Annotated in this window: 20 protein-coding genes and 5 pseudogenes; 16 read left to right on the top strand and 9 right to left on the bottom strand. The window is 55.2% G+C overall.

Features of this window, described 5'->3' with window-relative positions; genetic code table 11:
• The first annotated feature begins 15 nt into the window (after positions 1-15).
• From gmk to phoB, 10 genes and pseudogenes are all read left to right on the top strand, one after another.
• Positions 16-656, top strand: a pseudogene (gmk, locus tag ACZ1HE_RS11840) (guanylate kinase).
• Entirely contained in the window at positions 653-1,177 is a 525-nt protein-coding gene (locus ACZ1HE_RS11835; RefSeq protein WP_472621015.1) for a gamma carbonic anhydrase family protein, read from the top strand. The pseudogene gmk and the gene ACZ1HE_RS11835 overlap by 4 nt, the downstream one beginning before the upstream one ends.
• Before the next feature lie 86 nt (positions 1,178-1,263).
• Positions 1,264-2,312: pseudogene (locus ACZ1HE_RS11830) on the top strand (sensor histidine kinase).
• Positions 2,313-2,378: 66 nt separating this feature from the next.
• Positions 2,379-3,218: an isocitrate lyase/PEP mutase family protein gene (locus ACZ1HE_RS11825; RefSeq protein ID WP_472621013.1), complete on the top strand. Its 840-nt coding sequence runs from the start codon at positions 2,379-2,381 to the stop codon at positions 3,216-3,218.
• Positions 3,219-3,374: 156 nt separating this feature from the next.
• Positions 3,375-4,419, top strand: a pseudogene (locus ACZ1HE_RS11820) (substrate-binding domain-containing protein).
• An 84-nt stretch (positions 4,420-4,503) separates the two neighbouring features.
• Positions 4,504-5,965, top strand: a pseudogene (gene pstC / locus ACZ1HE_RS11815) (phosphate ABC transporter permease subunit PstC).
• Entirely contained in the window at positions 5,962-7,317 is a 1,356-nt protein-coding gene (gene pstA / locus ACZ1HE_RS11810; RefSeq protein ID WP_472621011.1) for a phosphate ABC transporter permease PstA, read from the top strand. Before pstC ends, pstA begins: the two are co-directional and overlap by 4 nt.
• Positions 7,318-7,335: 18 nt before the next feature.
• Positions 7,336-8,136 (top strand): phosphate ABC transporter ATP-binding protein PstB, encoded by an 801-nt coding sequence (gene pstB, locus ACZ1HE_RS11805; protein WP_472621009.1) that lies wholly within the window; start codon positions 7,336-7,338, stop codon positions 8,134-8,136.
• Positions 8,137-8,146: 10 nt separating this feature from the next.
• The gene (gene phoU, locus ACZ1HE_RS11800; RefSeq protein WP_472621007.1) at positions 8,147-8,860 is read left to right on the top strand and encodes a phosphate signaling complex protein PhoU; all 714 of its coding nucleotides are present in this window, start codon (positions 8,147-8,149) and stop codon (positions 8,858-8,860) included.
• Positions 8,861-8,865: 5 nt separating this feature from the next.
• Positions 8,866-9,555, top strand: a complete 690-nt coding sequence (phoB, locus tag ACZ1HE_RS11795) for a phosphate regulon transcriptional regulator PhoB (RefSeq protein ID WP_472621005.1) — start codon at positions 8,866-8,868, stop codon at positions 9,553-9,555.
• Here the strand turns inward: phoB and ACZ1HE_RS11790 are convergent.
• Positions 9,552-10,463: a LysR family transcriptional regulator gene (locus ACZ1HE_RS11790; protein WP_472621003.1), complete on the bottom strand. Its 912-nt coding sequence runs from the start codon at positions 10,461-10,463 to the stop codon at positions 9,552-9,554. The two genes, phoB and ACZ1HE_RS11790, sit on opposite strands and share 4 nt — an antisense overlap.
• 95 nt (positions 10,464-10,558) lie before the next feature.
• Between ACZ1HE_RS11790 and ACZ1HE_RS11785 the strand changes: the two genes are divergently transcribed.
• The 3 genes from ACZ1HE_RS11785 (at position 10,559) to ACZ1HE_RS11775 (ending at position 14,811) form a co-directional block, all read left to right on the top strand.
• The gene (locus tag ACZ1HE_RS11785; protein ID WP_472621001.1) at positions 10,559-11,788 is read left to right on the top strand and encodes an acyl-CoA dehydrogenase; all 1,230 of its coding nucleotides are present in this window, start codon (positions 10,559-10,561) and stop codon (positions 11,786-11,788) included.
• Positions 11,789-12,312: 524 nt separating this feature from the next.
• Positions 12,313-14,007 carry a class I adenylate-forming enzyme family protein gene (locus tag ACZ1HE_RS11780; RefSeq protein ID WP_472620999.1) on the top strand — a complete coding sequence of 565 codons (1,695 nt, stop codon included), beginning with the start codon at positions 12,313-12,315 and terminating at the stop codon, positions 14,005-14,007.
• A 30-nt stretch (positions 14,008-14,037) separates the two neighbouring features.
• The gene (locus tag ACZ1HE_RS11775; RefSeq protein WP_472620997.1) at positions 14,038-14,811 is read left to right on the top strand and encodes an SDR family oxidoreductase; all 774 of its coding nucleotides are present in this window, start codon (positions 14,038-14,040) and stop codon (positions 14,809-14,811) included.
• Positions 14,812-14,824: 13 nt separating this feature from the next.
• On the opposite strand, the pseudogene ACZ1HE_RS11770 reads toward ACZ1HE_RS11775, so the two are convergent.
• The 6 genes and pseudogenes from ACZ1HE_RS11770 to ACZ1HE_RS11745 all read right to left on the bottom strand — a co-directional run bounded on the left by ACZ1HE_RS11770 (position 14,825) and on the right by ACZ1HE_RS11745 (position 20,938).
• Positions 14,825-15,696: pseudogene (locus tag ACZ1HE_RS11770) on the bottom strand (acyl-CoA thioesterase).
• Between the two features lie 10 nt (positions 15,697-15,706).
• Complete coding sequence (locus ACZ1HE_RS11765; protein WP_472620995.1) at positions 15,707-17,674, bottom strand: acetoacetate--CoA ligase; 1,968 nt, start codon at positions 17,672-17,674, stop codon at positions 15,707-15,709.
• Complete coding sequence (locus ACZ1HE_RS11760) at positions 17,671-18,846, bottom strand: serine hydrolase domain-containing protein (RefSeq protein ID WP_472620993.1); 1,176 nt, start codon at positions 18,844-18,846, stop codon at positions 17,671-17,673. Before ACZ1HE_RS11760 ends, ACZ1HE_RS11765 begins: the two co-directional genes overlap by 4 nt.
• Before the next feature lie 62 nt (positions 18,847-18,908).
• On the bottom strand, positions 18,909-19,706 hold the full coding sequence (locus ACZ1HE_RS11755; RefSeq protein ID WP_472620991.1) for an enoyl-CoA hydratase: 798 nt from the start codon (positions 19,704-19,706) through the stop codon (positions 18,909-18,911).
• Entirely contained in the window at positions 19,707-20,459 is a 753-nt protein-coding gene (locus tag ACZ1HE_RS11750; RefSeq protein WP_472620989.1) for an enoyl-CoA hydratase/isomerase family protein, read from the bottom strand.
• The gene (locus ACZ1HE_RS11745; protein ID WP_472620987.1) at positions 20,456-20,938 is read right to left on the bottom strand and encodes a winged helix-turn-helix transcriptional regulator; all 483 of its coding nucleotides are present in this window, start codon (positions 20,936-20,938) and stop codon (positions 20,456-20,458) included. The genes ACZ1HE_RS11750 and ACZ1HE_RS11745 overlap by 4 nt, the downstream gene beginning before the upstream one ends.
• Before the next feature lie 82 nt (positions 20,939-21,020).
• Here ACZ1HE_RS11745 and ACZ1HE_RS11740 point away from each other — a divergent pair, with 82 nt between their 5' ends.
• From ACZ1HE_RS11740 to ACZ1HE_RS11730, 3 genes are read left to right on the top strand one after another with little or no spacing between them, the layout of a single operon-like run.
• Positions 21,021-21,626 (top strand): glutathione S-transferase family protein, encoded by a 606-nt coding sequence (locus ACZ1HE_RS11740; protein ID WP_472620985.1) that lies wholly within the window; start codon positions 21,021-21,023, stop codon positions 21,624-21,626.
• Positions 21,623-22,357 carry an SDR family oxidoreductase gene (locus tag ACZ1HE_RS11735; protein ID WP_472620983.1) on the top strand — a complete coding sequence of 245 codons (735 nt, stop codon included), beginning with the start codon at positions 21,623-21,625 and terminating at the stop codon, positions 22,355-22,357. The genes ACZ1HE_RS11740 and ACZ1HE_RS11735 overlap by 4 nt, the downstream gene beginning before the upstream one ends.
• Positions 22,354-22,953 (top strand): DsbA family protein, encoded by a 600-nt coding sequence (locus ACZ1HE_RS11730; RefSeq protein ID WP_472620981.1) that lies wholly within the window; start codon positions 22,354-22,356, stop codon positions 22,951-22,953. The genes ACZ1HE_RS11735 and ACZ1HE_RS11730 overlap by 4 nt, the downstream gene beginning before the upstream one ends.
• A 40-nt stretch (positions 22,954-22,993) precedes the next feature.
• Here the strand turns inward: ACZ1HE_RS11730 and ACZ1HE_RS11725 are convergent, their stop codons facing one another.
• Positions 22,994-24,235 carry a branched-chain amino acid ABC transporter substrate-binding protein gene (locus ACZ1HE_RS11725; protein WP_472620979.1) on the bottom strand — a complete coding sequence of 414 codons (1,242 nt, stop codon included), beginning with the start codon at positions 24,233-24,235 and terminating at the stop codon, positions 22,994-22,996.
• Positions 24,236-24,334: 99 nt separating this feature from the next.
• A complete protein-coding gene (locus ACZ1HE_RS11720) occupies positions 24,335-25,126 on the bottom strand; it encodes an IclR family transcriptional regulator (RefSeq protein WP_472620977.1) in 792 nt (263 codons plus the stop codon).
• Positions 25,127-25,134: the final 8 nt, after the last annotated feature.

The following is a 25,134-nucleotide window of genomic DNA, read 5'->3' as shown; positions in this document are numbered from 1 at the left end:
GAGAAAGAGAGCATCATGACAGATCGCCGCGGCCTTTTGATAATACTCTCCTCACCTTCAGGTGCTGGAAAATCCACGTTGGCTAAGCGATTGATGGCCTGGGACGACAGCCTGAAGTTTTCGGTTTCGGCGACTACACGGCAACCTCGCCCCGGAGAAGAACATGGCCGCGACTATTTCTTTTTGAGCGAGGATGAATTCAAACAGCAGGTGATGGACGGAGAGATGTTGGAACACGCTCATGTGTTCGGAAACTTCTATGGATCGCCTGCCGGTCCGGTGCGAGATACCATCGTTTCGGGTCACGATGTCCTTTTTGACGTGGATTGGCAGGGCGAAATCCAGATACGCAATTCTGATCTTGGCAAACACGCATTATCGATTTTCATCTTGCCCCCTCCATCCGCGAGCTTCGGCGTCGACTGGAAACCCGCGCTCAGGACAGCGATGATGTGATCTCCAAGCGTATGCTCAAAAGCTGGGACGAAATCAGCCATTGGGGGTATTACGATTATGTGCTGATCAACGACGATCTGAACGAGACAGAAGCGCGACTGAAGACAATCGTTGAAGCGGAACGTATGCGTCGCATTCAACAGCCAGCCTTGCAACGACACGTCCGAACCCTGCAGACCGAATTCGAGGAACTGTCATGACGATTTTTTCACTTGGCGAGAACACACCGCAAATTCACGAAGACACTTGGGTTGCCCATGATGCCAACCTTATTGGTAAAGTTGTTTTAGAAGCAGGATCAAGTGTCTGGTTCGGCTGCACCATCCGGGCGGATCATGAAGAAATCCGCGTGGGTGAGGGCAGCAATGTGCAGGAAAACTGTGTCATGCACATTGATGCTGGATTTCCCTTGTCGATAGGCAAGAACTGCACAATTGGTCACAAGGTCATGCTGCATGGTTGCACCATTGGTGACAACACGCTGATCGGAATGGGAGCAACCATTTTGAACGGTGCAAAGATTGGCAAGAATTGCCTGATCGGGGCAGGCGCACTGATCACTGAAAACAAGGAGATCCCTGACAATTCTTTGGTTATGGGAGCACCAGGCAAAGTGGTTCGCGAAATCGATGATGCCAACGCGCAGCGCATCACAATGAGCGCATTGCACTATCAGGAAAACATGCGCCGGTTTCGCGATACCATGAAGCCTGTAGGGTAAGATGTGAGCTCGGGCGTTTGACGCATAAGTGTTACAGTTCAATTGCAAGATGCGCGTAAGACCCGAAAAACGTTATGAGTATTTTCATGTCCGATGACCTGATCCCCGACTTTGTCGAAGCGATCCCACTGCCGCATGGTGATGATTGATCAATCAGAACGCTTGATCGGGGCCAATGGGGTTGCGCGATCCATGTTTGGGCAGAACATCGTCGGACGCCACTTTGCGACGCTGTTGCGCCAACCGCAGGTCATCGAAGCCATCGAAAAGAGCCTGGACACCAAGGATCCAGCGGAAACGCGGTTTCTGTCCAATGACGGAGCGCAAGATACAACTTTCATTGTTAACTGCCGCTACGTACGCTACGTGGGCGCTGTGCAAGGCGGTGCAGTGGTGGTCAGCTTCACGGACGTCACCCACCTGGAACAAGCCAATCAGATGCGCCGCGACTTTGTCGCCAACGTCAGCCACGAGTTGCGCACGCCACTGACCGCGCTGATGGGGTTCATCGAAACATTACGGGGGCCTGCCAAGGATGACGCCGGGGCCCGCGAGCGGTTCTTGGAGATCATGGATGGCGAAGCCAACCGGATGAACCGGTTGGTGGGCGACCTGTTGTCCCTGAACCGGGTTGAAAGCGAAGAGCGCGTGCGGCCTAAGGAAGAACTGGATCTGACAGTTCAGATTAACTCTACAATACACTCCATTCGCCCCCTGGCCCAAGATGCAGGTGTCGTACTGAACCTGGACGCGCCGGATACACCTGTCAGGACAATGGGAGATCCGGATCAGTTGCAGCAGGTGTTCACCAACCTTATCGAAAACGCCATAAAATACGGTGGTAGCGGCGGGCGCGTGGACATCAAACTGACCGTGATGGAGCGCGATGTGGCCGTGCGTGGCCCGTCTGCCCGCATTCAGGTGATCGACCATGGACCGGGCATTGATCCTGTGCACCTGCCGAGACTAACTGAACGGTTCTATCGCGCAGATAGCCATCGCTCGCGAGAGTTGGGCGGAACCGGCCTTGGTCTGGCTATTGTCAAACATATCATCAACCGCCATCGGGGCTTAGCTGCGGGTTGAAAGCGAATTGGGGCAGGGGACGACCTTTACCGTCATACTGCCGCTATAAGTAAGTTGCCATTTTGTTCTCAGCCCATCAAACTCCAACCATTGGGTTTTGGGGAAGAGTGAAAACATGGACACGCAGCAGAAGTTTCAGACATTTCTAAAATTGCACCAAGGGCCCGGTGCCTTTGTCGTGGCCAACGCTTGGGATGGTGGCACCGCTCGGCTATTGTCGGTCGTCGGATTTCCCGCGCTTGCCACAACCAGCGCTGGCTATGCATTTTCGCGGGGCCAGGTCGATGGCATCTGTGGATTGAGCCGGGCCGAGATTTTGGACAACGCGCGAGAGATCGTTGAGGCGACAGACCTACCTGTCACGGCAGATCTGGAAGATGGGTTTGGCCGTGACCCGGCGGACTGTTCCGAAACCATCCGACAAGCTGCTGCCATCGGATTGGTGGGTGGGTCCATCGAAGATGCCACCGGAAATGCCAGCGATCCGATCTTTGAATTTGAGCACGCCGTCGACCGGGTGCGTGCAGCGGCCGAGGCATCTTATGATCTTCCATTTCTGCTGACGGCGCGGGCTGAAGGGCATTTGTGGGACCGTCCAGACATCGGCGATACCATCAGGCGACTGCAGGCCTTTGCCGAGGCTGGAGCGGATGTCCTTTATGCGCCTGGCCTGCCGGATCTGGAGGCGATCCGTACCGTTTGTAACGAAGTCGACAAGCCCGTTAACGTTGTCATGGGATTAAGACCCCCGTTTTTTTCGGTGCAAGCGTTGGCCGACGCCGGGGTGCGCCGGGTCAGTGTAGGTGGGTCCTTTGCGCGGGCTGCCTTGGGGGCCATCCAGAACGCGGGTAAGGAAGTCCTTGAAACGGGTACGTTTTCTTACACAGATCAGGCCATGGCAGGTGCCGAAATTGCGGCGATCATGGCCTCGGACCAAAAAAACGATCGCGGCTGACGTCATTCTGCACCGCAGAAAAATCCGTCATAAAACTGCCATTGTCATACAGCTGTTACATACCTGTCACAAAAGCCTCACCAAAGCCGCTTACGAGTCGCGGCAAGATCATCATGGGGGTGATCGACCCAAGTTTTGTTCATCAGGAGACATAGAATGTCCTTCGTGAAACTCTCTGCATCGGCCATCGCCATTGCTGCCGTTTCTGCCACCACCGCATACGCACGTGACAACGTTCAGGTTGCTGGCTCGTCCACCGTTCTGCCTTACGCGTCGATCGTGGCCGAAGCTTTCGGCGAAAACTTTGACTTCCCGACACCGGTTGTCGAAGGCGGCGGTTCGGGCGCAGGCCGCAAGAAAATGTGTGAAGGCGTTGGCCCCAACACCATCGACATTGCTAACTCGTCGTCGCGCATCAAGCAGTCGGACATCGACCTGTGCGCCTCGAACGGTGTGACCGAGATCATCGAAGTTCGTTTTGGTTATGACGGCATCGTATTCGCATCCGACATCAACGGCCCATCGTTTGGCTTCACTCCGGCGGACTGGTTTAACGCCATTGCCAAGCAGGTGGTGGTTGACGGCAAGCTGGTCGACAACACCAACGCCCAGTGGTCGGACGTGAACGGCGACTTGCCGAGCACAGAACATTTTGGCCTTCATTCCCGGCACCAAGCACGGCACCCGCGAAGTGTTCGACAAGAAAGTTCTGGAAGCAGGCTGTAAAGCTACCGGCGCCATGGACATCTTTGCCGAAGCCAACGGCGGCGACAAGAAAGCGGCCAAGAAAGCCTGTCACGCTCTGCGCACAGACGGCGTTTCGGTCGACATCGACGGTGACTACACCGAGACCCTGTCGCGTCTGGCGGCCAACTCCGAAGCCATCGGTGTGTTTGGCCTGTCGTTCTATCAGAACAACACTGACAAGCTGGTCGTCGCCACCATGGATAATGTCACGCCCTCGACCGAAACCGTCGCATCGGGTGAGTATCCCGTATCGCGTCCGCTGTTTTTCTACATCAAGAAGGCCCACCTGGGTGTGACCCCTGGCCTGCAGGAATATGTCGACTTCTTCGTGAGCGACGACATGGCGGGTCCTGACGGTCCTCTGGCTGAATATGGCCTGGTTTCCGACCCCGAACTGGCCGCAACCCAGGAAATGGTCGCAAACGGCACCCCAATGGAACCACTGTCGAACTAATCGACGATTGATTTTCAAGGTGGCGCCACGTTATCGGCGCCACCTTGTTCGCTATCTCCCTTTGACTTCCGCGTTGGAGTTTTCATGAACGCCGGTCTTGTCCTTCTTGTCGTTGTAGCCCTTGCCGCGATTGGCTTTGTCATCGGTCGCTCTCGTGCGATCAGCTCCGCTGGCGGAGACGCGCGCGGGCTTCATTCTTTGCCGGGCTACTACGGTCAAACCGTGTTCCTGTTTACGGCCGTTCCTGCGCTTCTGGTGATGATTGGTTGGTTGCTGCTGCAACCGCTTTACATCGACGGCCAGATTTCCGACATGATCAGCGATGCCGACATTGCCGAGGGCAGCTCGCGCAGCCTTGTGTTGTCTGATGTCCGCAGGGTTGCATCTGGTCTGAACACTGCTGTCGAAACGGGTATCGTGACCGAGACGCAGATCAGCTCGATGACAACCGAAAACACTGACGTTCGCGCTATGCTGGGTCAGGCGGGGATTGCGCTGGCTTCGGCAGTTGAGCAAAACGTTCTGTCGGTGGCCAAAGAATACCGCCAGATCAAAGGTACGCTTGGGTTCTTGATGGCTGGCGTGGTCCTTTTGATTGCAATCTTTGGCTTTATCGTTTCCGTCAAGCGGATCCACCCCGACTACCGCGCTCGGAACGTGTCAGAGAGGGCGATCAAGACGCTTTTGATCGTGGCGAGCCTGGTGGCCATCCTGACAACTGTTGGCATCATCTTTTCGCTGGTGTTCGAGACCGTGCGGTTCTTTGGGCTGTACCCAGCCAAAGATTTCTTCTTCAGCCTGACCTGGAACCCGCAGTTCAGCGGCGGTTCTGATCTAGGTATCTTCCCGCTGCTGTGGGGCACGCTATACGTGTCCTTTGTGGCACTTCTTTTTGCTGTACCCATCGGATTAATGGTCGCGATCTACTTGTCCGAATATGCCACCAGCCGAGTGCGTTCGATCATCAAGCCGATGGTCGAAGTTTTGGCTGGTATTCCCACAATTGTTTACGGTCTCTTCGCGTTGATCACGGTCGGCCCATTGCTACGCGACTACTTTGCTCAGCCTTTGGGACTGGGCACGTCCTCGTCTTCTGTGCTGACAGCTCGGCCTTGTCATGGGGATCATGCTGATCCCCTTTGTTTCTTCGTTGTCCGATGACGTGATCAACGCGGTTCCGCAATCTATGCGTGACGGGTCCTACGGCTTGGGCGCAACGCAGTCGGAAACCGTCAAGCAGGTGATCTTGCCTGCCGCTCTGCCGGGTGTTGTTGGCGCGATCCTGCTGGCCGCCTCTCGTGCCATTGGCGAGACCATGATCGTGGTCATGGGGGCAGGGGCGGCAGCCAAACTGTCGCTCAACCCGCTCGAAGCCATGACAACCATCACAGTCAAGATCGTCAGCCAGTTGACCGGGGACACTGAATTTGAAAGCCCCGAGACCCTGGTGGCCTTTGCCCTTGGCCTGTCCCTCTTTGTCATCACGTTGGGGCTGAACGTCCTGGCGCTTTACATCGTCCGTAAGTACCGGGAGCAGTACGAATGACCGACGCAACCTCGTCTGGAGCATCGCCCACGACCAAGCCCGCTACTTCGCTTCTGGCCGCCGATGACAGAACCCGCCGACGCAACGCGGCCGAAGCCCGGTTTCGAGGCTACGGCATTGCCGCCATCTTTGTCGCTGTCATGGCGCTGGTAGGTCTTGTCAGCTCGATCCTTTACAACGGTTCTTCGGCTTTCTTTCAAACGTTCATCACGCTTGAGGTATATCTGGACCCCGCCAAGCTGGACAAGAAAGGGACCGGCGACCCTGAAGAGATCCGCAAGGTTACCACATTTGGCTATGCACCTCTGATTGTCGCATCGTTCGAAAAACTGGCCGAAGAAAACGGTATCGCAGTTGATGGCCTCACCGCCAAAAAAGCCGCTGCTCTGATCTCGAAAGAGGGCGCTGCCGACCTCCGCCGCTATGTGCGCGAGGATGTAAACCGCGTAGGGGAAACGGTGGAGTTCAAGTTCCTCGCCTCGGGTCGTATCGATGGCTACTACAAAGGCCGGGTAACGATGGAATCCGCCGAGATTGATAAGAACGTCTCGCCCGAGCAGCTGCAATTGGCCGATCAGCTGAAAGAGGCCGGCCTGTTGAAAACCTCATGGAACTGGGGTTTCCTGACCATGGCAGACGCATCCGAGAACCGCCCCGAAGCGGCTGGCCTTGGTGTCGCGATCATCGGTTCGCTTTATATGATGATCATCGTTCTGTGTCTGACGCTGCCCATTGGCGTTGCAGCCTCGATTTATCTGGAAGAGTTCGCGCCGAAAAACCGGTTCACCGATCTGGTTGAGGTGAATATCTCGAACCTTGCAGCTGTGCCGTCGATCGTTTTCGGTATCCTGGGCTTGTCGATCTTTATCAACTTTGCCGGCCTGCCGCAGTCGGCCCCGATTGTAGGCGGTCTGGTGCTGACGCTGATGACCTTGCCTACGATCATCATTGCGACGCGCGCGTCACTCAAGGCGGTTCCGCCGTCGATCCGGGACGCCGCATTGGGGGTTGGTGCCTCGAAGATGCAGGCCGTGTTCCACCATGTGCTGCCCTTGGCGATGCCAGGCATTCTTACTGGTACCATCATCGGTTTGGCACAGGCGCTTGGTGAAACCGCCCCTCTGATGCTGATCGGTATGGTCGCCTTTGTGCGCGAATACCCCAGTGCCCCGCCCGAAGGTTTCTTTGAACCCGCCGCTGCACTACCGGTGCAGGTTTACAACTGGACCCAACGCGCCGACCCGGCGTTTGTGGAACGCGCCTCGGGGGCAATCATTGTTCTGCTGGTCTTCTTGCTGATCATGAACGCCATCGCCATCATTCTGCGTCGCCGCTTCGAGCGCCGCTGGTAATAAGTTAGGATCGAACCCATGTTTGATACGCGGACACACAAGGACAACGCCGTGGAAAACAAAACGACCAAAATCGAATGTCGCGATTGCCAAGTCTACTATGGTGACACACACGCCATCAAGGATGTGAACGTCGACATCGAAGACAAGACTGTCACCGCATTCATCGGCCCTTCGGGCTGCGGCAAGTCCACCTTTTTGCGGTGTCTGAACCGCATGAACGACACCATCGACATCGCCCGTGTCGAAGGGTCATTCAAGCTGGACGGGGAAGAGATTTATGACAAGCGGGTCGACCCGGTGCAGCTGCGCGCCAAGGTTGGGATGGTATTCCAGAAACCCAACCCGTTCCCCAAGTCGATCTATGACAACGTGGCTTATGGCCCCAAGATCCACGGGCTGGCCAAGAACAAGGCCGACCTCGATGAGATTGTCGAAAAGGCGTTGCGTCGCGGTGCCATCTGGGACGAGGTCAAAGATCGTCTGGATGCGCCGGGCACGGGCCTGTCGGGTGGTCAGCAACAACGTCTGTGCATCGCCCGCGCTGTGGCGACCGAACCCGAAGTGCTGCTGATGGACGAACCGTGCTCGGCGCTCGACCCGATCGCAACCGCACAGGTCGAAGAATTGATCGACGAGCTACGCCAGCGCTATTCGGTGGTCATCGTGACCCACTCGATGCAGCAGGCCGCACGCGTCAGTCAGAAGACCGCATTCTTTCACTTGGGCAACCTGGTCGAATTTGGCGAAACCGGCCAGATTTTTACCAACCCCAACGACCCCCGCACCGAAAGCTACATCACCGGACGGATCGGCTGAGGACAAGTTCATGAACACCACCGAACAACATATTGCATCGGCATTCGACCGCGACCTGGAAGCCATTCAGGCCCACATCATGAAGATGGGCGGTCTGGTCGAGGCCGCCATCATGGGCGCGGCACGCTCGCTGGAAACTCGCGACGAGGAACTGGCCGAGCAGGTCCGCGCAGGCGACAAGGCCATCGACGCGCTTGAAGATCTGATCAACGAAGAAACCGCCCGTGTAATCGCGCTGCGTTCACCAACTGCCTCTGACCTGCGGTTGGTGCTGTCGGTGCTCAAGGTCTCGGGCAATCTGGAACGCATTGGAGACTATTCCAAGAACATCGCCAAGCGGACTGGCGTGCTGGTGCAATCACCGCCTGTCAACGACAGCGCCGCAGCCCTGCGCCGCATGGCGCGTGAGGTCGAGCTGATGCTCAAGGACGCACTGGACGCCTATATCCAGCGCGACGCCGAGCTGGCGCAGGACGTGGTCAATCGTGACCACGAGGTTGACCAGATGTACAACGCGTTGTTCCGGGAATTCCTGACCTTCATGGCCGAGGATCCGCGCAACATCACATCCTGCATGCACCTGCATTTCATTGCCAAGAACATCGAACGCATGGGGGATCACGTGACCTCGATCGCCGAACAGGTGGTCTATCTCGTGACTGGCTCGCGTCCAGAAGAGGCGCGCCCCAAAGCCGACACCACGTCGATTGCGAGCAAGGGGTAGGGACCATGTCAGCCGATCAACCCACCGTTCTGGTTGTCGAGGACGAGTTGGCACAACGCGAGGTCCTGGCCTACAACCTTGAAGCTGAGGGATTCCGCGTCTCCAAGGCCGAAAACGGGGATGAGGCACTTTTGTTGGTGGATGAAGACAACCCCGACATCATCGTGCTGGACTGGATGATGCCGAACTTGAGCGGGATCGAAGTCTGTCGTCGCCTGAAGACCCGGCCCGAAACGCGGAGTATTCCGATCATCATGCTCTCGGCCAGGTCCGAAGAGGTGGACAAGGTGCGCGGACTGGAAACCGGGGCAGATGACTATGTGGTCAAGCCGTATTCGGTGGTCGAGCTGATGGCCCGCGTCCGCACCCAGCTGCGGCGTGTGCGCCCGGCGACCGTTGGCATTCGACTGGAGTTCGACGACATCATCCTCGATGCCGAGACCCACAAGGTCAGCCGCAACGAGAAGCCGCTAAAGCTCGGCCCGACTGAGTTTCGCTTGCTGTCAACGTTCATGGAAAAGCCGGGCCGCGTCTGGAGCCGTGAGCAGCTGCTGGACCGCGTGTGGGGTAGGGACATCTATGTCGACACGCGCACCGTGGATGTACACATCGGCCGTCTGCGCAAAGCTCTGACTCAGCACGGCGGATCCGATCCGGTGCGCACCGTGCGTGGAGCAGGCTACGCTTTGGGTTAACGGGGCAGATCGTCCTCGGGCTGCGCTTTGGAGGCCAGCCAATGCCGGAAATCCATCAAAGACTGGTCGCGTGATTTGGCGCGCGGCCAGACGAGATAATAAGCGCCCTTGGTTTCAATTGCCTGGGGGTGCAACGCCATAAGACGCCCTGTCGCCAAATCTTGCTCGGCCAGGTAATCCGGGATCAAAGCCACACCCAGTCCATGCAACGCCGCCTGAGTGATGGTTGAAAATTGATCGTACATGGTGCCGGGAAGGGGAGCAGTTAGTGTCACGTAATTTTGCTCCAACCAATCCTGCCATGCGTTTGGCCGCGTCTGAATGTGCAGGAGCGGCAAACGCAACAGGTCTTTGGGTGATTGTGGGGTTTTGGCTTGAATCAACGAGGGTGCGCAAACAGGCAAAACGCGTTCGGTGCGCAGCAACAAGTTGTCCGTATCTGGCCAATCCCCAACACCAAAATGTATCGCGGCATCAAAGGGTTCTTGCGCAAAGTTGAAAGCCTCGAGGCGGGTAGACATGTTGATCGTGATCTCGGGGTGAAGCCGCGCAAACTCGGGCAGACGCGGCATCAACCATCGCATTCCAAAGGTCGGCAGGATCGCGAGATTCAAAGTTCCCCCCACCGGTGCCACTTGCAATCGCAACGAGGCTTGGGCGATCTGGTTCAACGCCTGCCTGACCTCGGTCACGTAATCCTGTGCAGCAGGTGCAATCGACAGGCGCTTGCGATCCCGCTGGATCAGCTCGACCCCCAGATGCTGCTCCAACCCCTGCAACTGCCGACTGACGGCGCTTTGGGTGAGAGACATTTCGTCCGCGACAGCGGAAGCTGAACCCAAACGGTCCAATGCCTCTAGCGCGCGTAGCGAGGAAATAGAGGGCAAAAATCGATGGGAAATGCTCATGCATGCGTTTTTGTCATGAAACAATGCGAAAGTCTCGCTGTTTTTTGACTATTTTGCAGGTTAATGTGCGCACAAATCTTAACTGGAGACGCGCTATGAATGCCCCCATTGCCAAACCGACCCTTCGCGCCAAAGACGCACCTGATCTTGGCAAATTTGATTGGGAAGACCCGTTTCGCCTGAACGATCAGCTGAACGAAGACGAACGCATGATCGCTTCCAGCGCCCGCGCATACGCGCAGGAAAAGCTGCAACCGCGCGTCACCGAGGCATTCCAGACCGAACAGACCGATCCGGAAATCTTCCGCGAAATGGGGGAAATGGGCCTTTTGGGCGTAACTGTCCCAGAGCAATACGGTGGTCTGGGTTCGGGCTATGTCAGCTATGGTTTGGTTGCGCGCGAAGTCGAGCGTGTCGACAGCGGTTATCGCTCGATGATGTCTGTGCAAAGCTCGTTGGTGATGTACCCGATCTATGCCTATGGCAGCGAAGAGCAGCGCAACAAATACCTGCCGAAACTGTCTAGCGGCGAATTCATCGGCTGCTTTGGCCTGACCGAACCTGACGCGGGCTCGGACCCGGCTGGAATGAAAACCCGCGCCGAGAAGATCGACGGAGGCTATCGTCTGACCGGATCCAAGATGTGGATCTCGAACGCACCGATTGCGGATGTCTTTGTGGTTTGGGCCAAATCCGACGCGCACGATGGCAAAATCCGTGGCTTTGTCTTGGACAAAGGCACCAAGGGTCTCAGCGCACCCAAGATCGATAACAAGATGAGCCTGCGGGCCTCGATCACAGGCGAGATTGTCATGGACGGGGTTGAGGTCGGTGAGGATGCCTTGCTGCCAAATGTTCAAGGCCTCAAAGGTCCTTTTGGCTGTCTGAACCGCGCGCGTTACGGCATCAGCTGGGGTGTGATGGGCGCGGCCGAGGCCTGCTGGCACGGTGCACGTCAGTACGGTCTGGACCGTCAGCAATTCAACCGTCCGCTAGCACAAACTCAACTGTTCCAGCGCAAGCTGGCCGACATGCAGACCGAGATCGCCTTGGGCCTGCAGGCCAGCCTGCGGGTAGGCCGTTTGATGGACGAAGCCAACGCGGCGCCAGAAATGGTTTCGATCGTTAAACGCAACAACTGTGGCAAGGCACTGGAGATCGCGCGCCACAGCCGTGATATGCACGGCGGCAATGGGATCAGCCTAGAATTCCAGGTCATCCGACACATGGTGAACCTCGAGACCGTCAATACGTACGAAGGTACCCATGACGTTCACGCTCTGATCCTTGGGCGGGCTCAAACAGGGTTGCAGGCATTCTATTGATCAGCCAAGCCGAATGATCCGAAAAAGCCCGGTGTTCAAGCCGGGCTTTTTCGTGGAGACAGGCTACAAGCAACAAAAAAAATACTTTGGGGCGAGACGTTAGCGAACAATAGTCATTTGGTCTGCCCAAGGGCGTGGCTAATCCGTAGGAGGAGCGTGCCAGTACTTGGCCACAGCCACGGCGAGGTAATCTTGGAAAGAGCAATGTCTCACATCTTCTACATTTCCAGACTCGAGCTTCCTATCTAAGGGGGCAGCGTTTCAGAATTTCTCTGCAAAACGAACCCCAAAACAAGAGAAACAATTTCTTTGAGAGTATTAAACAAAGCTTTGCGGTCACGTTCAAAGTGCGTGTAATCGATATTATGGTAAATAACTGGATACAGCAAACACCACAGATACCAACTTTGAACGTTCCGTCACCTGATATTGGCAGACGTTTCCTTCCTGTCTACCCTGAGTGCCAATGGCGTGAGGGAATCTGGGGAGGTATATCGCATGTCCACGGAAAAAGGCATCGTTTGATGGCCGCCTTAAGTTATCATGCCGCCGTCCAACATGTGCTAGAGAATGAACATGTTTTCGAAACCACGACTGCTATTGTTGCAGGCGTCGAATATACAGTGTTTAAAAATATTCCCGAAAACTTGCGCGCCTTACTGCAAGCTAGCCGAGAACCACAGGATAACGGTCAATCGGAATACCTGGTCTTCGAAGACCGACGTTACTCATACGATGAGTTTTGCAATGAAGTTAAACGTTTGGCTCGAGCACTTCAGGTCGAACTTAAGGTCGGCATTGGTGATCGTGTGGGCATCTCAATGAGAAACTGTCCCGAAATGATGGTGCTCATGATGGCCATCAGCTCCGTTGGGGCGACAGCAGTGTTTCTAAATTCATGGTGGACAACTGACGAACTAGATTATGCTGTTCAAGATACTGATATTAAAATTATATTTGCGGATGCCCAACGTATCGAAAACTTGGCACCTCTGGTACCAAAACGCGGTTTGACTTTGATCGGAACGCGAGACGGACAAGCGGAAATCAACTACGCTAGTATTCTTTCTCAGGACCCGGACATCACTTGGCCAACAGTTCCGATAGATCCGGACAGTGATTATGCCATCATGTATTCTTCGGGCACCACCAGTGACCCCAAAGGGGTCGCCCTCACCCACCGTGGCGCTGTAAATGCTGTTTTCACATGGCTATTGCAAGCTGCCATTGCACCTTTGATTTCACCGCCTGAAGACGCAAATGCCGAAAAACCGCGCCCAGTGACAATGATAACTACACCGCTTTTTCACGTCACAGCTTCGCATCCAGGCTTTCTGCTCAGCCTGCCTGCTGGTGCAAAAGTTGTATTGATGGACAAATGGGATGCCGAAACCGCGGTTCGCCTTATCCAAGCTGAAGGTGTAACACGATTTGTTGGGGTTCCCACCCAATCAGCTGACATTCAAATTGCAGCGCAAGCCGCTGGAAAGACGCTTGAAACCTTGACTCATATCGTTGCTGGTGGCGCTAAGCGTCCCGCCGCACAAGTCAGTGAACTGGCTCGTTCGTTCCCTCAGGCAGAAATCGCAACCGGTTGGGGAATGACTGAAACCAATGCGATCGGTATTGGCTTTTCAGGAGAGGAATATGTCGCGCAGCCCGGCGCTGCAGGGCGTCTTCACCCACCGCTTCAGGAAATGAAGTTTCTGGATGACGACGGAGAACCAGTTGCAGTCGGTGTTGTCGGTGAAATGACTGTAAAAAGTCCCTGTAACATGCAGTGTTATATCAACAAACCTGAAGAAACAGCTGAAGCACTGCAGAACGGCTGGTTCAAAACCGGTGACCTCGGAATGATCGATGCGGATGGTATCATTACGATTGTTGATCGAAAGAAGAACATCATCATCCGAGGTGGCGAAAACATCGCCTGTCTGGATGTCGAGGGCGTGTTGCATCAGCATCCGGCTATTCTGGAGTCCTGCGCCTTTCCTGTTCCGCATCCAAGGTTAGGAGAAGTTGTCGGCGCCGCCGTTCAAACCCGACCGGGCTGGTCGGTGTCTCAATCAGAAATTCTGGAATTCCTGTCTGACAGAATAGCGCGGTTCAAATTACCGGAACACCTTTGGATTCAGTCGGATCCCCTGCCCCGCGGCACGACTGACAAGATTGATCGTCGTGGAATACAAACAGCCTGCCTGGCTGAACTTGGCAGCTAAAACAGAATATCACCCCAGCTAGAGGTTGAAATGGAAGTAGAAAACAAGATCATCGTCGTAACCGGAGCAGCCAGCGGCATTGGTCGCGCTCTGGCTCAAAGATTTGCTGCAAATGGGGCGAAAAAGGTCATTTGCTCGGACCGAAATCTTGAAGGTGCTCAGGCTGTCGCCGATGAGATAAACGGTATTGCCATCGCGACCGATGTTGGCGTTGAAGAAGACATAAAGAACCTTGTCGATCAGGTTGAAACAGAAATTGGGCCGATCGACATATTCTGTTCAAACGCTGGAATCTTGACGCTAGGCGGTGTCGACGCAAGTAATGAAGACTGGCAAAAGATTTGGGATATCAACGTGATGTCCCAAGTTTGGGCGGCGCGCCACGTGATCCCGCGCATGGTAGAACGGGGTGGTGGGTATCTTCTGAACACGGCGTCTGCAGCGGGGTTACTCAACCAAGTTGGAGCTGCTCCTTATGGTGTTACGAAACATGCCTCTGTTGGGTTAGCGGAGTGGTTGGCGATGAGTCACGCCGACGATGGGATTGGCGTTTCGGTTTTGTGCCCACAAGCGGTTAGGTCAGAAATGACACGGGGGCACGAGGAATCCGTTGCCGCAATGGACGGCATGCTGGAACCCGAAGATGTCGCTGACGCCTGTATCGAGGCCATTCGAACCGGAACGTTCCTAGTATTGCCCCATCCACAAGTTCTGGACTACATCCGAATGAAAACAGCCGACTACGACCGGTGGCTCGGAGGCATGAAAAAGCTCAATCGACAGTTCGGTGGCAAACTCGACTGATCGAAATTGCGCCTCAACTCGGTTTTTTTCGATTGGGGCGCATCAAACCTTCTTGTGCGACACTCGCGACCAATGTGCCATCGGCTTGATAAATCGAGCCGCGGTTGAAGCTTCGACCGCCACCAGAGAAGGGAGCATCCATTGAGTACAGGTGCCAGTCTTGAAATTGAATGGGCGCGTGAAACCACATAGCATGATCCAGACTGGCACCGTTTACTTCTCCTTTGAACCAACTCAGCCCATGAGGTCTGAGTGCTGAACTTAGCAACGCCATGTCCGAGGCATAAGCAAGTAGAATGTGCTGCATTTGAGGGTTAGCCCCAGCCGCTGCCGACATGCGGAACCACAGATGATTGACGTCATCTGTAGGCTCAGGGTCGAATAGATCCCGCGGCGCCACTTCTCGGATCTCGATGGGGCGCTGGCGCAGAAACTCGGCGCGGTGCTTCTCGGGTATGCGGTCGATGTATTTATCGTGCACGGCCTCGCGGGATTCGAGCGTTTCCGGTCGGTCAACCTGTGGCATCGGGTGTTGGTAGTCCCAACCTTCATCCCGAACGTGGAATGACGCTGACATGTTCAGGATTTGCCTGCCATGTTGAATGGCAACAACCCGACGGGTGGTGAAGCTACCGCCATCGCGAGCCCGATCAACCGAATAGATGACCGGAATGGACGGATCACCTGGACGGATAAAATAGGCATGCAGCGAATGGCACAAGCGATCGGGTACAGTCCGATAGGCAGCCGCCAAAGCTTGGGCAATGACTTGCCCCCGTAAATTCGTGTTGTGGTTTCCCCGCCTGATCCAACACCGCGAAACAAATCAACTTCAAGCCGTTCTATATCCAGCAAATCAAGGAGCTTGGTTTCGGCGTCGGTCATGAGTGCAACCTTATGCTAGGCCAGGTCCCGGGAGCGGGCGTACTCGACAAACACGTCGAAACTGTCCGGGTTCACCATCGAGATCCCGATTGACCACCTTGGCCGGGTCACCGCCAAGTAGCAGCTTTTTCACGGGAACTTCCAGCTTTTTACCAGACAGGGTTCTGGGGACTTCGGCGATCTGAACAATCTCGTTTGGTACGAAACGTGCCGAAATCGACGAACGGATGGCCGCGTTGATCTTGTCTTTTGTCGTATCACTCAGCGGTGTGTTGTCGACTGTCACGACAAACAGCGGCATAAAGCTGTCGCGCCCCAGAAACTCCAGATCGACGACGAGACTGTCCAGGATGTCCTCCAGGCCCTCAACCGCCTGATAGATCTCGGACGATCCCATGCGAAGCCCCTTGCGGTTGATCGTGGCGTCTGAACGACCGTAAATAACCGAGCCGCCATCTTGCGAGATCTCGATCCAGTCCCCGTGGCGCCAGATACCCGGATAGGTATCGAAATAACTGTCATGCAATCGGGTACCGTCTGTGTCGCCCCAAAAGAACAACGGCATCGACGGCAAGGGTTCTGTGCATACCAGCTCCCCGACTTCATCAAAGAGTTCCTTTCCAAATGGGTCGAAACTGCGCACCGCGTTGCCAAGCAGTCGGCACTGCATCTCACCGGCACGAACCGGCAGCATCGGGTTGCCGCCGACAAAGGCACCACAGAAATCGGTGCCACCTGAAATTGGCGCCAACCAAATATCATCGCCTACCGCGTCATAGATCCAGGCGTAACCGTCCGAGGTAAGCGGCGATCCAGTCGTACCAACAGAAACAAGAGCGCTCAGGTCCAGATCATCAATCGGTCGAATGCCTGACTTCGCACATACAGTGACATAAGCCGCTCCAAGACCAAGATAAGTAATTCGTTCTTCTGCGACTGTCCGCCATAGCGACATCATATCGGGATGATTGGGGGCACCGTCAAAGGCCAGTACGCAAGCGCCCTGCCCCAAGGCCACAAATTGCGCGTTCCACATCACCCACCCGGAGCTTGTCAGCCAGCAGAACCGATCATCTGGTCCCAGGTCCTGATGCAACGACTGTTTCGCACCTTCCAGCAGTATCCCACCATGACCATGAACGATCGGTTTGGGGTTTCCGGTGGTACCCGACGAATAAACCACCCAGATCGGGTGATCGAACTCGACCTTTTCAAATGTAAGATCGGCATCCGTCGTGATTTGATCATCCCATGCCAACGCACCTTCGGTTGGCGTGCCAACGACAGGAACCAAAATCGTTGTTTCAACTGTGGGCAGACCTTGCCTGATTTCGGCCAGAACGTCCTGTTTGTCATAGGTCTTACCGCCATGCACATACCCGTCCTGAGCGATCAACACCTTGGGTTCGATCTGCTTGAACCGATCCAGAATAGCGACATGTCCCATATCCGGTGCGCAAAGTGACCAAATTGCCCCAATGCTGACTGTGGCCAGACAGGCAATGATCGACACCTCGGTATTGGGCAGGATTGCGACCACACGGTCTCCCTTGGTCACCCCGTGGGCGCGCAAGTTTGCCGCGACACTCGCGACTTGCGCTGCCAATTCAGCCCAGGTTATCTCTCGTCGTCCAAAGGTTTCCGATTGAACAATCAGTGCGGTGGCATCCGGTTTCGTCAAAGCATGCCGCAACATCTGCTCTGCGAAATTGACTTGCACACCCGGGAACCAGACCGCACCAGGCATCTTTCGCTCAGCCAGTACCTCTACAGGGCTGACATCGGAACGGATGTCAAAGTACTCCCAGATGGCTGACCAGAACCCGTCCAGGTCCGTTACACTCCAGGTCCAAAGTTCATTGTAGGTATCAAAGCGGCGTCCTTTGTGTTCTTCAATCCAACGGGTGAAATCAGCCATCCTGCTTTGCTCGGATCGCTCATTCGATGGTGTCCACAGGATTTTACGGTCCGTAGTCATTCAACCAATGCTCCATGTACCAAGGCTTTGAGCTCTGCGCGCGATGGGTACGAGCTCGACGGCGACAGCTGTGTAAAAAAGACGACCGACAAATCGGCCTGAGGGTCTGTCCAGAAGAACGTCGAGGCCATGCCGCCCCAGCTGAAATCACCAAAATGCCCTGGGCAACGTGCACGCGCGGGATCCAGAACCACAGCACCGCCAAGACCAAACCCCATCCCTTCCATGGGTTGCTCGGCAAAACTCTGAGGGCCCATGGAAGCTATGTCACCTGGCAAGTGGTTTCTCATCATGAAGCCAAGGGTACTTGGACTGAGCAACCGCACGCCGTCGCAAATTCCGCCGAGCCGCAGCATTTCCACAAATTTCATATAGTCGTCGAGGGTGCCCACAAGGCCGCCACCGCCAGACTGCATCCGTGCACCTTCAAACGGTGAGGAGCCCGCCTCGTCAAACAGCCTGAGCGTGTCGCCATCCGTGCTCGCATCATTGAGCGCCATCGCATCCCCTGCGAGCGGTGTGTATAGCGACGCAAACCGTCCCAGCTTGGCCGGATCGATGGAAAAAGCAGTCTCATCCATGCCAAGCGGTTCGAAAATGTTGCTTGCAAAGAACTCTCCCAGCGATTTCCCGGAAACGACCTCAACCACACGCCCAAGAATGTCAGTGCTGACCGAGTACTCCCAGCGTGACCCCGGTTGAAACGCCAGCGGAAGCGCGGCAACCTGATCGACCATGCCGGAAAGCGCGCCCTGATTGGGTTTGAACAGAAGATCCCGCTCCTCCATCGCTTGCGGCAACACACCGGGATTGAACGGATAACTCAATCCGCTGGTGTGGGTCAGCAGTTGGTGCAGAGTGGGTGGTTTGCTTGGTTCGACTTGATCGATGCGCTCTGCACCTGGAACAAGCGCCTGCATATCATTGAAAGACGGTATGAAATTGGACACCGGTGCATCCAAATGAAACAGCCCACGTTCAGCCAACATCATAATCGCAACGGATGTGATTGGCTTTGTCATCGAATAGATACGCGCTATCGTGTTGCGCTCGAACGGCTGATCCTGTTCAAGGCTGCGCTTTCCGGTGGCCCCGAAATACACCTCGCGCCCGCCATGAAAAACCAATGCTGAACAACCTGCATATTTCCGCTCGGCCACATATCGATCCATCCAAAGTGAGATGCGATCCAGCCTTTCAAAATTTATATTTTTCAATTCCCTAAGGGTCATTATTAATGTTCTTTCTTACTTGATTCAGCCATCTGTCGTCCACGTTGCGTCGCCCGCTCACGCCCCTCGGCAATATTCGACGCCGATATGGATGACATATGCTTGTCAAAAACCTCTATTTCTCGCTGCAGAGCTTGATCCAGCGGCAAGTCTGCCCCTTCGGCAATCAATCCACGTATGCGGCGCATGGTGACGGCATCAGTGCCCGCAATCTGTGTTGCCAGTTCGACGGCGCGATCCATCAGGGTGTCAGGTGGGACGACCTCGTTCACAAGTCCCCATTCCAAAGCTTTGTCAGCACGTACAAATTCCCCCGTCAGACTCATTTGCCTGGCACGATTGATACCGACGAGGCGTGGCAAAACCTGTGTCATGCCCCAACTTGGAGTAATGCCCACACGAGCATGGGTGTCAGCAAAAACCGCGTCTGCGGATGCAATTATGAAATCGCCAAGAAGCGCCAATTCCAAGCCCCCGGTAATTGCATAGCCATTCACCGCACTGATGATCGGATGAGGGCAAGATCTTACAACTGAAAACAGGCTGTCAGGCCCATGCCACGCAAACTGCTCGGACACAGCATCAGACTCTGACATTTCCTTCAGGTCGACCCCAACACAAAAAGCCCGCCCCCTGCCCGACATCACAATGGCACGCAAATCAGAACGCTCAGAAAGCTCGCGGAACATTTGGGTCAGTTGTGAAACCAATTCACGCGACAAAGCGTTCAGTGCGTCAGGTCGGTTCAAACAGACGATCGCCAGTTGCTCTTTCTGCTCAAATTCAATCAAAGACCCCATTTAGCCGATCATCCGTTTCATCGCGGCTCTGGTTTCTTCGTTGAACCACCCAGTGTCAGAACGGTTTGCTTCATCCTGCATGGCATGTTCAATTATCCCGATTGCACTGCCGCGGATTTGTTGTTTGATCGAGGCAAATGTTTGTGGTGGAAGCTCTGCCAAAGATTTAGCTTCCTTCATGGCCTGTTCGCGAGAACTGTCTTCCGTTACTGCGTCCAGAATTCCGTAGCGAAAGGCCTCTTGGGCATTCAATGGTTGTCCGGTAAGCATCAATCGCCGCAAGGCGTCGGGCGCCAGTGATGCACGTGCGATTTCCAGAGGGCCAATTGGAAAATTCGCGCCAACTCGAACCTCAGCCAACCCCAATTTGGCGCGAGAGCTTGCGACGCGAACATCACTGCCCAAAACAAAAAACAAACCACCAGCGATAGCAGCGCCGTCAACCGAACAAACGACCGGTTTTGGATTGGCGAAAAGGCTTAGGAAACCCACGTTCAACCCTTCGACGATTGCGTTTTGTTGTTCTAGGTCAAAAGTTTGCGCTTCTTTCAAATCCAAACCGGCAGAGAATACCTTGAACGGGCTGGTCAGGACGATAGCGCGCACTTCGCCATCCTTTGCCAAGTCATTCAATAGATCGCGGAAAGAGAACAGAAACTCAGGACTGAGGGCATTGACAGGCGCACGGTTCAAACCGACTTCCACAATCCCATTGTCGTGGTCGGTTCGTACAAAGAAGTTTTCTGGCATCATGTTCCTCTCCCTGTGCGACGGCTTTGGTTTTCTGCCCGTAACGCAGGGTCAATATCGGCCGTGATTTGTCGCGCGTCGAGTGTTTGTGCACATTCCGGGCAAGTGACCTTGGGTTCAATTGTATGACCACAAGATTTATGTGTCAGATTTACCGTTCCTTCAGAATCCAACCACTTATCGCTCCAAGATTTGAGCATGATGATGACTGGCCAAAGGTCGTGGCCTTTTTCAGTAAGGTGATATTCGTATCTGACCGGACGCTCGCTGTAGCGTCGTTTTTCCAGAATATCATCGGAGCACAAACGCTTGAGACGGTTGCTGAGGATATGTGGCGATGCGCCGGTTAACCGCTGCATGTCCTCGAACCGCCTTCGTCCCATGAACATTTCCCGCAGGATCATCAAAACCCACGGATCCCCAACCCGCTCGACTGCGCGCGATACCGGACACAACGTGTCCGCGAGGTCATTTCGGCTCATCGTTGACACCCTTCATTTTTTGTAGTCACCTTTCCCACAGGCCGGTCCATCTGTCAATTTCCGGTCAATTTTGGGAGGTCTGATGAAGCTCTATTACGCACAGAATACCCGCGCCGTACGCATCGCGTGGCTGCTTGAAGAGTTGGGGGTGGACTATGAGATTGAGAAGTTCACGCTTGGCGATCGGGCCATGCGCGAGCCGGATTACTTGAAGGTGCATCCCATGGGACGAGTGCCCGCGCTGGAAGATAAGGGCGTGACCATCTTTGAATCCGGTGCCATCGTGCAATATGTTCTGGCGCTTTATGGCGAGGGTCGATTGCAGCCAGAGGTTGGCTCACCAGAGTTCGCCAACTATTTGCAATGGTTGCATTATTGCGAAGGCATGATCATGCCGCCGATAAATTCTATCGTCGTGGAAACCATCCTGTTGCCGCCAGAGCGGCGGACCGAGGTGAATGTGAAACGTGCCACCAAGCTGCTGAACCAGATGCTGATGGCAGTGAACAACCACCTTGAGGGGCGCGAGTTTCTGGCCGGTGAGTTCACCGCCGCTGATATTATGACGGGTCATTCCATTATTATGTCGGGTCGATTGGGAGCCGATTTTTCGGACAAACCGAACCTTCAACCCTATGCCGACCGGTTGATGGCCCGGCCTGCCCTACAAAAAGCGTGGTCGCTATGAGCGGACCCGTTGTTCTGATCGTCGGTGCGGGGGACTATATCGGCGCGGCTATTGCCAAACGCTTTGCCAGCGGAGGGTTCACCGTCTGTATGGGCCGTCGCAATGGCGACAAGCTCGCCCCGCTGGTGGCCGAGATCGAGGCCGAGGGCGGCACCGCCATCGGTTACACGCTGGATGCGCGCGACGAAGACAGCGTCATGTCCGTTTTCAAGCAGGTCGAGGACGAAGTCGGCCCGATTGAAACGGTGATTTACAACGTCGGCGGCAACGTGCGCTTCCCCATTCTGGACACCACTTCGAGGGTTTTTCGCAAGGTCTGGGAAATGGCCTGTTTTGCGGGCTTTCTGTCGGGGCGCGAGGCGGCGCGGTACATGGTGCCCCGCGGTCGCGGCAACATCTTCTTTACCGGCGCCTCCGCCTCGATGCGCGGCAACAGCGGCTATGCGGCGTTTTCGGCTGGAAAATCCGGTTTGCGCGCCTTGGCGCAAAGTATGGCCAAGGAACTGGGGCCAAAGAACATTCATGTCGCCCACCTGGTGATCGATGCTGGCGTCGACACTGCCTTTGTGCGTGATCGCATCGCGCAATCTGGTCACAATCCTGATACACTGCCCGAAGATACTCTGATGAATCCCATGTCCGTGGCCGAGGCCTATTGGACGTTGCAGCATCAGACCCGAGACGCCTGGACCTTTGAATTGGACCTGCGCCCATTTGGAGAAAGATGGTGACTAAAGTTATTGATTTTCTTTATGATTTCGGATCTCCGAACGCCTATCTGGTGCACAAGACCCTGCCCGATCTGGCAGCACGATTTGGGGTATCCGTGAGCTATCAACCCATCCTGTTGGGCGGTGTATTCAAAGCGACAAACAACCAAAGTCCGATGCAAGCCTTCGGCAGTGTGCAAGGCAAGCTTCAATACCATGCCCAAGAAACTCAGCGCTTTATCAAACGCCATGACCTGACCTTTCACATGAACCCGCATTTCCCGGTGATGACCATTGGCGTGATGCGCGGCGCAGTCTTTGCGCAAGGAAAAGAATGGGAAAGCAAGTATATAGACGCAATCTTTGATGCAATGTGGGTGCATGGGCAAAAGATGGATGACCCCGCTGTCATCACCGACGTTCTGCGCGAAAACGATCTGCCTGCCAAACAAATCATCGAGGCAACGCAAGATCAGCCCGTCAAACAGGGCCTGATTGACGCCACATCCTCTGCCGTGAGCCGTGGTGTTTTTGGATCGCCCACAATGTTTGTGGGGGATGAGATGTTCTTTGGCAAAGAAACGCTTCCAGAGATCGAAGAGGCCCTGACAGCGTAAATTCGACCCCGCCCGACACCGGGCGGGGTCTGTCACCCCATCAGGGGCGTTTCATTTTGCAGGTGGTCGGTGCATCTGCCGACGCCATTTCGACAGTGTTTTCCACCAGCAGACCATAGCCCGAGTTGTCCATGTCATGGGTCACATCATCGGTGTGCGCCTGGATGTGAACCGCTTGGATCGCCTGGTGATCCTGCTCACGCATCTTGATCTTGGTGCCCCAGATCGAGTCATGCTCCATCCCTTCGAGCGCAGTGGCAACAGCAACCATATCGGTTGCGGTACCTGCATCGTTGATCGCACGCGCCAGCATTTCGATCACATTGGCGATGCGCGGCTGCCCCAGATCATCATCGGGATATTTCTCTTTGAACGCTTTTGAATAGGCATCGGCGCGATCCGAGACCGGCGGGTTGATCTGTCCCTCACCAACCAATTTCAGCGAACCCTTGCCGGATTCACCAAACGCAGCCGTAATACCGGTGCCGGCGGCATAGTAGGTATAGATCGGACCATCATAGCCGTTTTCCAGGATCGCCTTGCCCAGACCACGCATGTCTGCACCCCAGTTGCCGGTGATCACGGCGTCCGCTTCGGCAGCCATGATCTTGCGACCATAGGGCGTGAAGTCCTTGATCTTGCCGATCGGGTGCAGCTCATTGCCGACGATTTCGATGTCGGGACGCTTTTCGCCCAGGAACTTGACCGCTGCCGCGGCAACAGCCTTACCAAACGAGTAGTCCTGACCAATAACGTAGACTTTTTTGATATCTTCGTTACCCGCGATCACATCTGTCAGCGCATCCATCTTGATGTCGGCATTTGCATCAAAGCGGAAGTGCCAGAAGTTGCACTTGTCGTTGGTCAGCGCCGGGTCCACAGCCGAATAGTTCAAGAACAGAACCTGCTTGTCCGGGTTTCGCTTGTTGTGCTTGTTGATGGCATCTGTCAGTGCGTTTGCAACGCCGGACGAGTTCCCTTGGGCAATGAACCTAATGCCCTGATCGATCGCAACCTGAAGCTGGATCAGCGACTCTTTGGCGCTGATCTTGTTATCAAACGGCACGATCTCAAACATCTGACCGTCCAGGACACCACCCTTTTCGTTTACAAGCATGTCTGCTGCAAATTCATACTGGTGCAAGCCGTCCTCACCCGTGGCCGCAAACGGCCCCGAAAGCGGGTCAATGAAAGCAATTTTGATATTTTCCGCGTAACTGGCTGCAGCGCTCAACGTCAGAGCCAAAGCAGTGGTCAAACCAAACAGTTTTTTATTGCGCATATTGGATTTCTCCTCCCTAATCCAAGCCCTGGCGGTTTCCGCCTTGGACCTTCTCAGGCTTGCACAGTCTGACGCAAAGTCAACAAAATGATTTGTTTTTCAGGGCTTGAAGCTTAGAAAAGCGGCAGCTTCCGTCAACAGCCCGGAATAGTCGCGCTCCAATTCTTGTGGCGACACATGAAAAGCGGGTCCGCCAACGTTCAGTCCAAACACACGCGCGCCATCCAACGAAAACACCGGCACGGCCAAGCCGTTTACATCAGCGCGCCATTCGCCATATCCGGTGCAATAGCCTTTGGACGCGAACTCATCGCAGGCCATGCGCATGGCTCGCGTCAATTCCGCCTCGCTCCCCGCACCGTCCTTCACCCCGTTGGCAATAGCCGTCTTCCGAGCGTCATCAGGAAGACCCGCCAAGATGGCGCGACCGATGGCCGATCGAAAGAGCGGCAGGCGCGCGCCAACATGCATAGACAGCGACACATCCTCTCTTGAGCGGTGAACCGCAACATAGATTACCTCGGCCCGATGGACCTCTCCCAAGGCGGCGGTGATGTAAGAGTTCGGACCGTTACGCAGTGTGCGCAGCACATCCGCCGCGCGGTCGCAGATGTCCATGCCCGCCAACACGCCGAACCCCAGTTGCAGCACCCCCACGCCTAAGCGATAGGAGCCGCTGCTTGGGTCATGGACCAGATAGCCCAGCTGACACAGGGTATGCGTCAGGCGAGAGATGGTGGGTTTTGGCAGGGCGGTTCGCTCAGACAAATCCAGATTGGTCAGCGAGGTTTCGCCCGGACGGAAGCAGCGCAACACATCCAGTCCCCGCGCCAACGCGGTGACAAAATTTCGATCTTTGCCGTCATCGCCCTCGATGCCTGCTTGGTCCATCCCCTGCC

Source organism: Falsiruegeria sp. JB4-1 (assembly GCF_055693495.1).
The sequence above is the reverse complement of the archived record's forward strand: the minus strand, read 5'-3'. Positions and strand labels throughout refer to the sequence as shown.

Coding starts and splice junctions, on each gene's coding strand:
- ACZ1HE_RS11835 (WP_472621015.1), top strand. CDS start 653: ATGACGATTTTTTCACTTGGCGAGAACACACCGCAAATTCACGAAGAC.
- ACZ1HE_RS11825 (WP_472621013.1), top strand. CDS start 2,379: ATGGACACGCAGCAGAAGTTTCAGACATTTCTAAAATTGCACCAAGGG.
- pstA (WP_472621011.1), top strand. CDS start 5,962: ATGACCGACGCAACCTCGTCTGGAGCATCGCCCACGACCAAGCCCGCT.
- pstB (WP_472621009.1), top strand. CDS start 7,336: ATGTTTGATACGCGGACACACAAGGACAACGCCGTGGAAAACAAAACG.
- phoU (WP_472621007.1), top strand. CDS start 8,147: ATGAACACCACCGAACAACATATTGCATCGGCATTCGACCGCGACCTG.
- phoB (WP_472621005.1), top strand. CDS start 8,866: ATGTCAGCCGATCAACCCACCGTTCTGGTTGTCGAGGACGAGTTGGCA.
- ACZ1HE_RS11790 (WP_472621003.1), bottom strand. CDS start 10,463: ATGAGCATTTCCCATCGATTTTTGCCCTCTATTTCCTCGCTACGCGCG.
- ACZ1HE_RS11785 (WP_472621001.1), top strand. CDS start 10,559: ATGAATGCCCCCATTGCCAAACCGACCCTTCGCGCCAAAGACGCACCT.
- ACZ1HE_RS11780 (WP_472620999.1), top strand. CDS start 12,313: ATGGCCGCCTTAAGTTATCATGCCGCCGTCCAACATGTGCTAGAGAAT.
- ACZ1HE_RS11775 (WP_472620997.1), top strand. CDS start 14,038: ATGGAAGTAGAAAACAAGATCATCGTCGTAACCGGAGCAGCCAGCGGC.
- ACZ1HE_RS11765 (WP_472620995.1), bottom strand. CDS start 17,674: ATGACTACGGACCGTAAAATCCTGTGGACACCATCGAATGAGCGATCC.
- ACZ1HE_RS11760 (WP_472620993.1), bottom strand. CDS start 18,846: ATGGATCGATATGTGGCCGAGCGGAAATATGCAGGTTGTTCAGCATTG.
- ACZ1HE_RS11755 (WP_472620991.1), bottom strand. CDS start 19,706: ATGGGGTCTTTGATTGAATTTGAGCAGAAAGAGCAACTGGCGATCGTC.
- ACZ1HE_RS11750 (WP_472620989.1), bottom strand. CDS start 20,459: ATGATGCCAGAAAACTTCTTTGTACGAACCGACCACGACAATGGGATT.
- ACZ1HE_RS11745 (WP_472620987.1), bottom strand. CDS start 20,938: ATGAGCCGAAATGACCTCGCGGACACGTTGTGTCCGGTATCGCGCGCA.
- ACZ1HE_RS11740 (WP_472620985.1), top strand. CDS start 21,021: ATGAAGCTCTATTACGCACAGAATACCCGCGCCGTACGCATCGCGTGG.
- ACZ1HE_RS11735 (WP_472620983.1), top strand. CDS start 21,623: ATGAGCGGACCCGTTGTTCTGATCGTCGGTGCGGGGGACTATATCGGC.
- ACZ1HE_RS11725 (WP_472620979.1), bottom strand. CDS start 24,235: ATGCGCAATAAAAAACTGTTTGGTTTGACCACTGCTTTGGCTCTGACG.
- ACZ1HE_RS11720 (WP_472620977.1), bottom strand. CDS start 25,126: ATGGACCAAGCAGGCATCGAGGGCGATGACGGCAAAGATCGAAATTTT.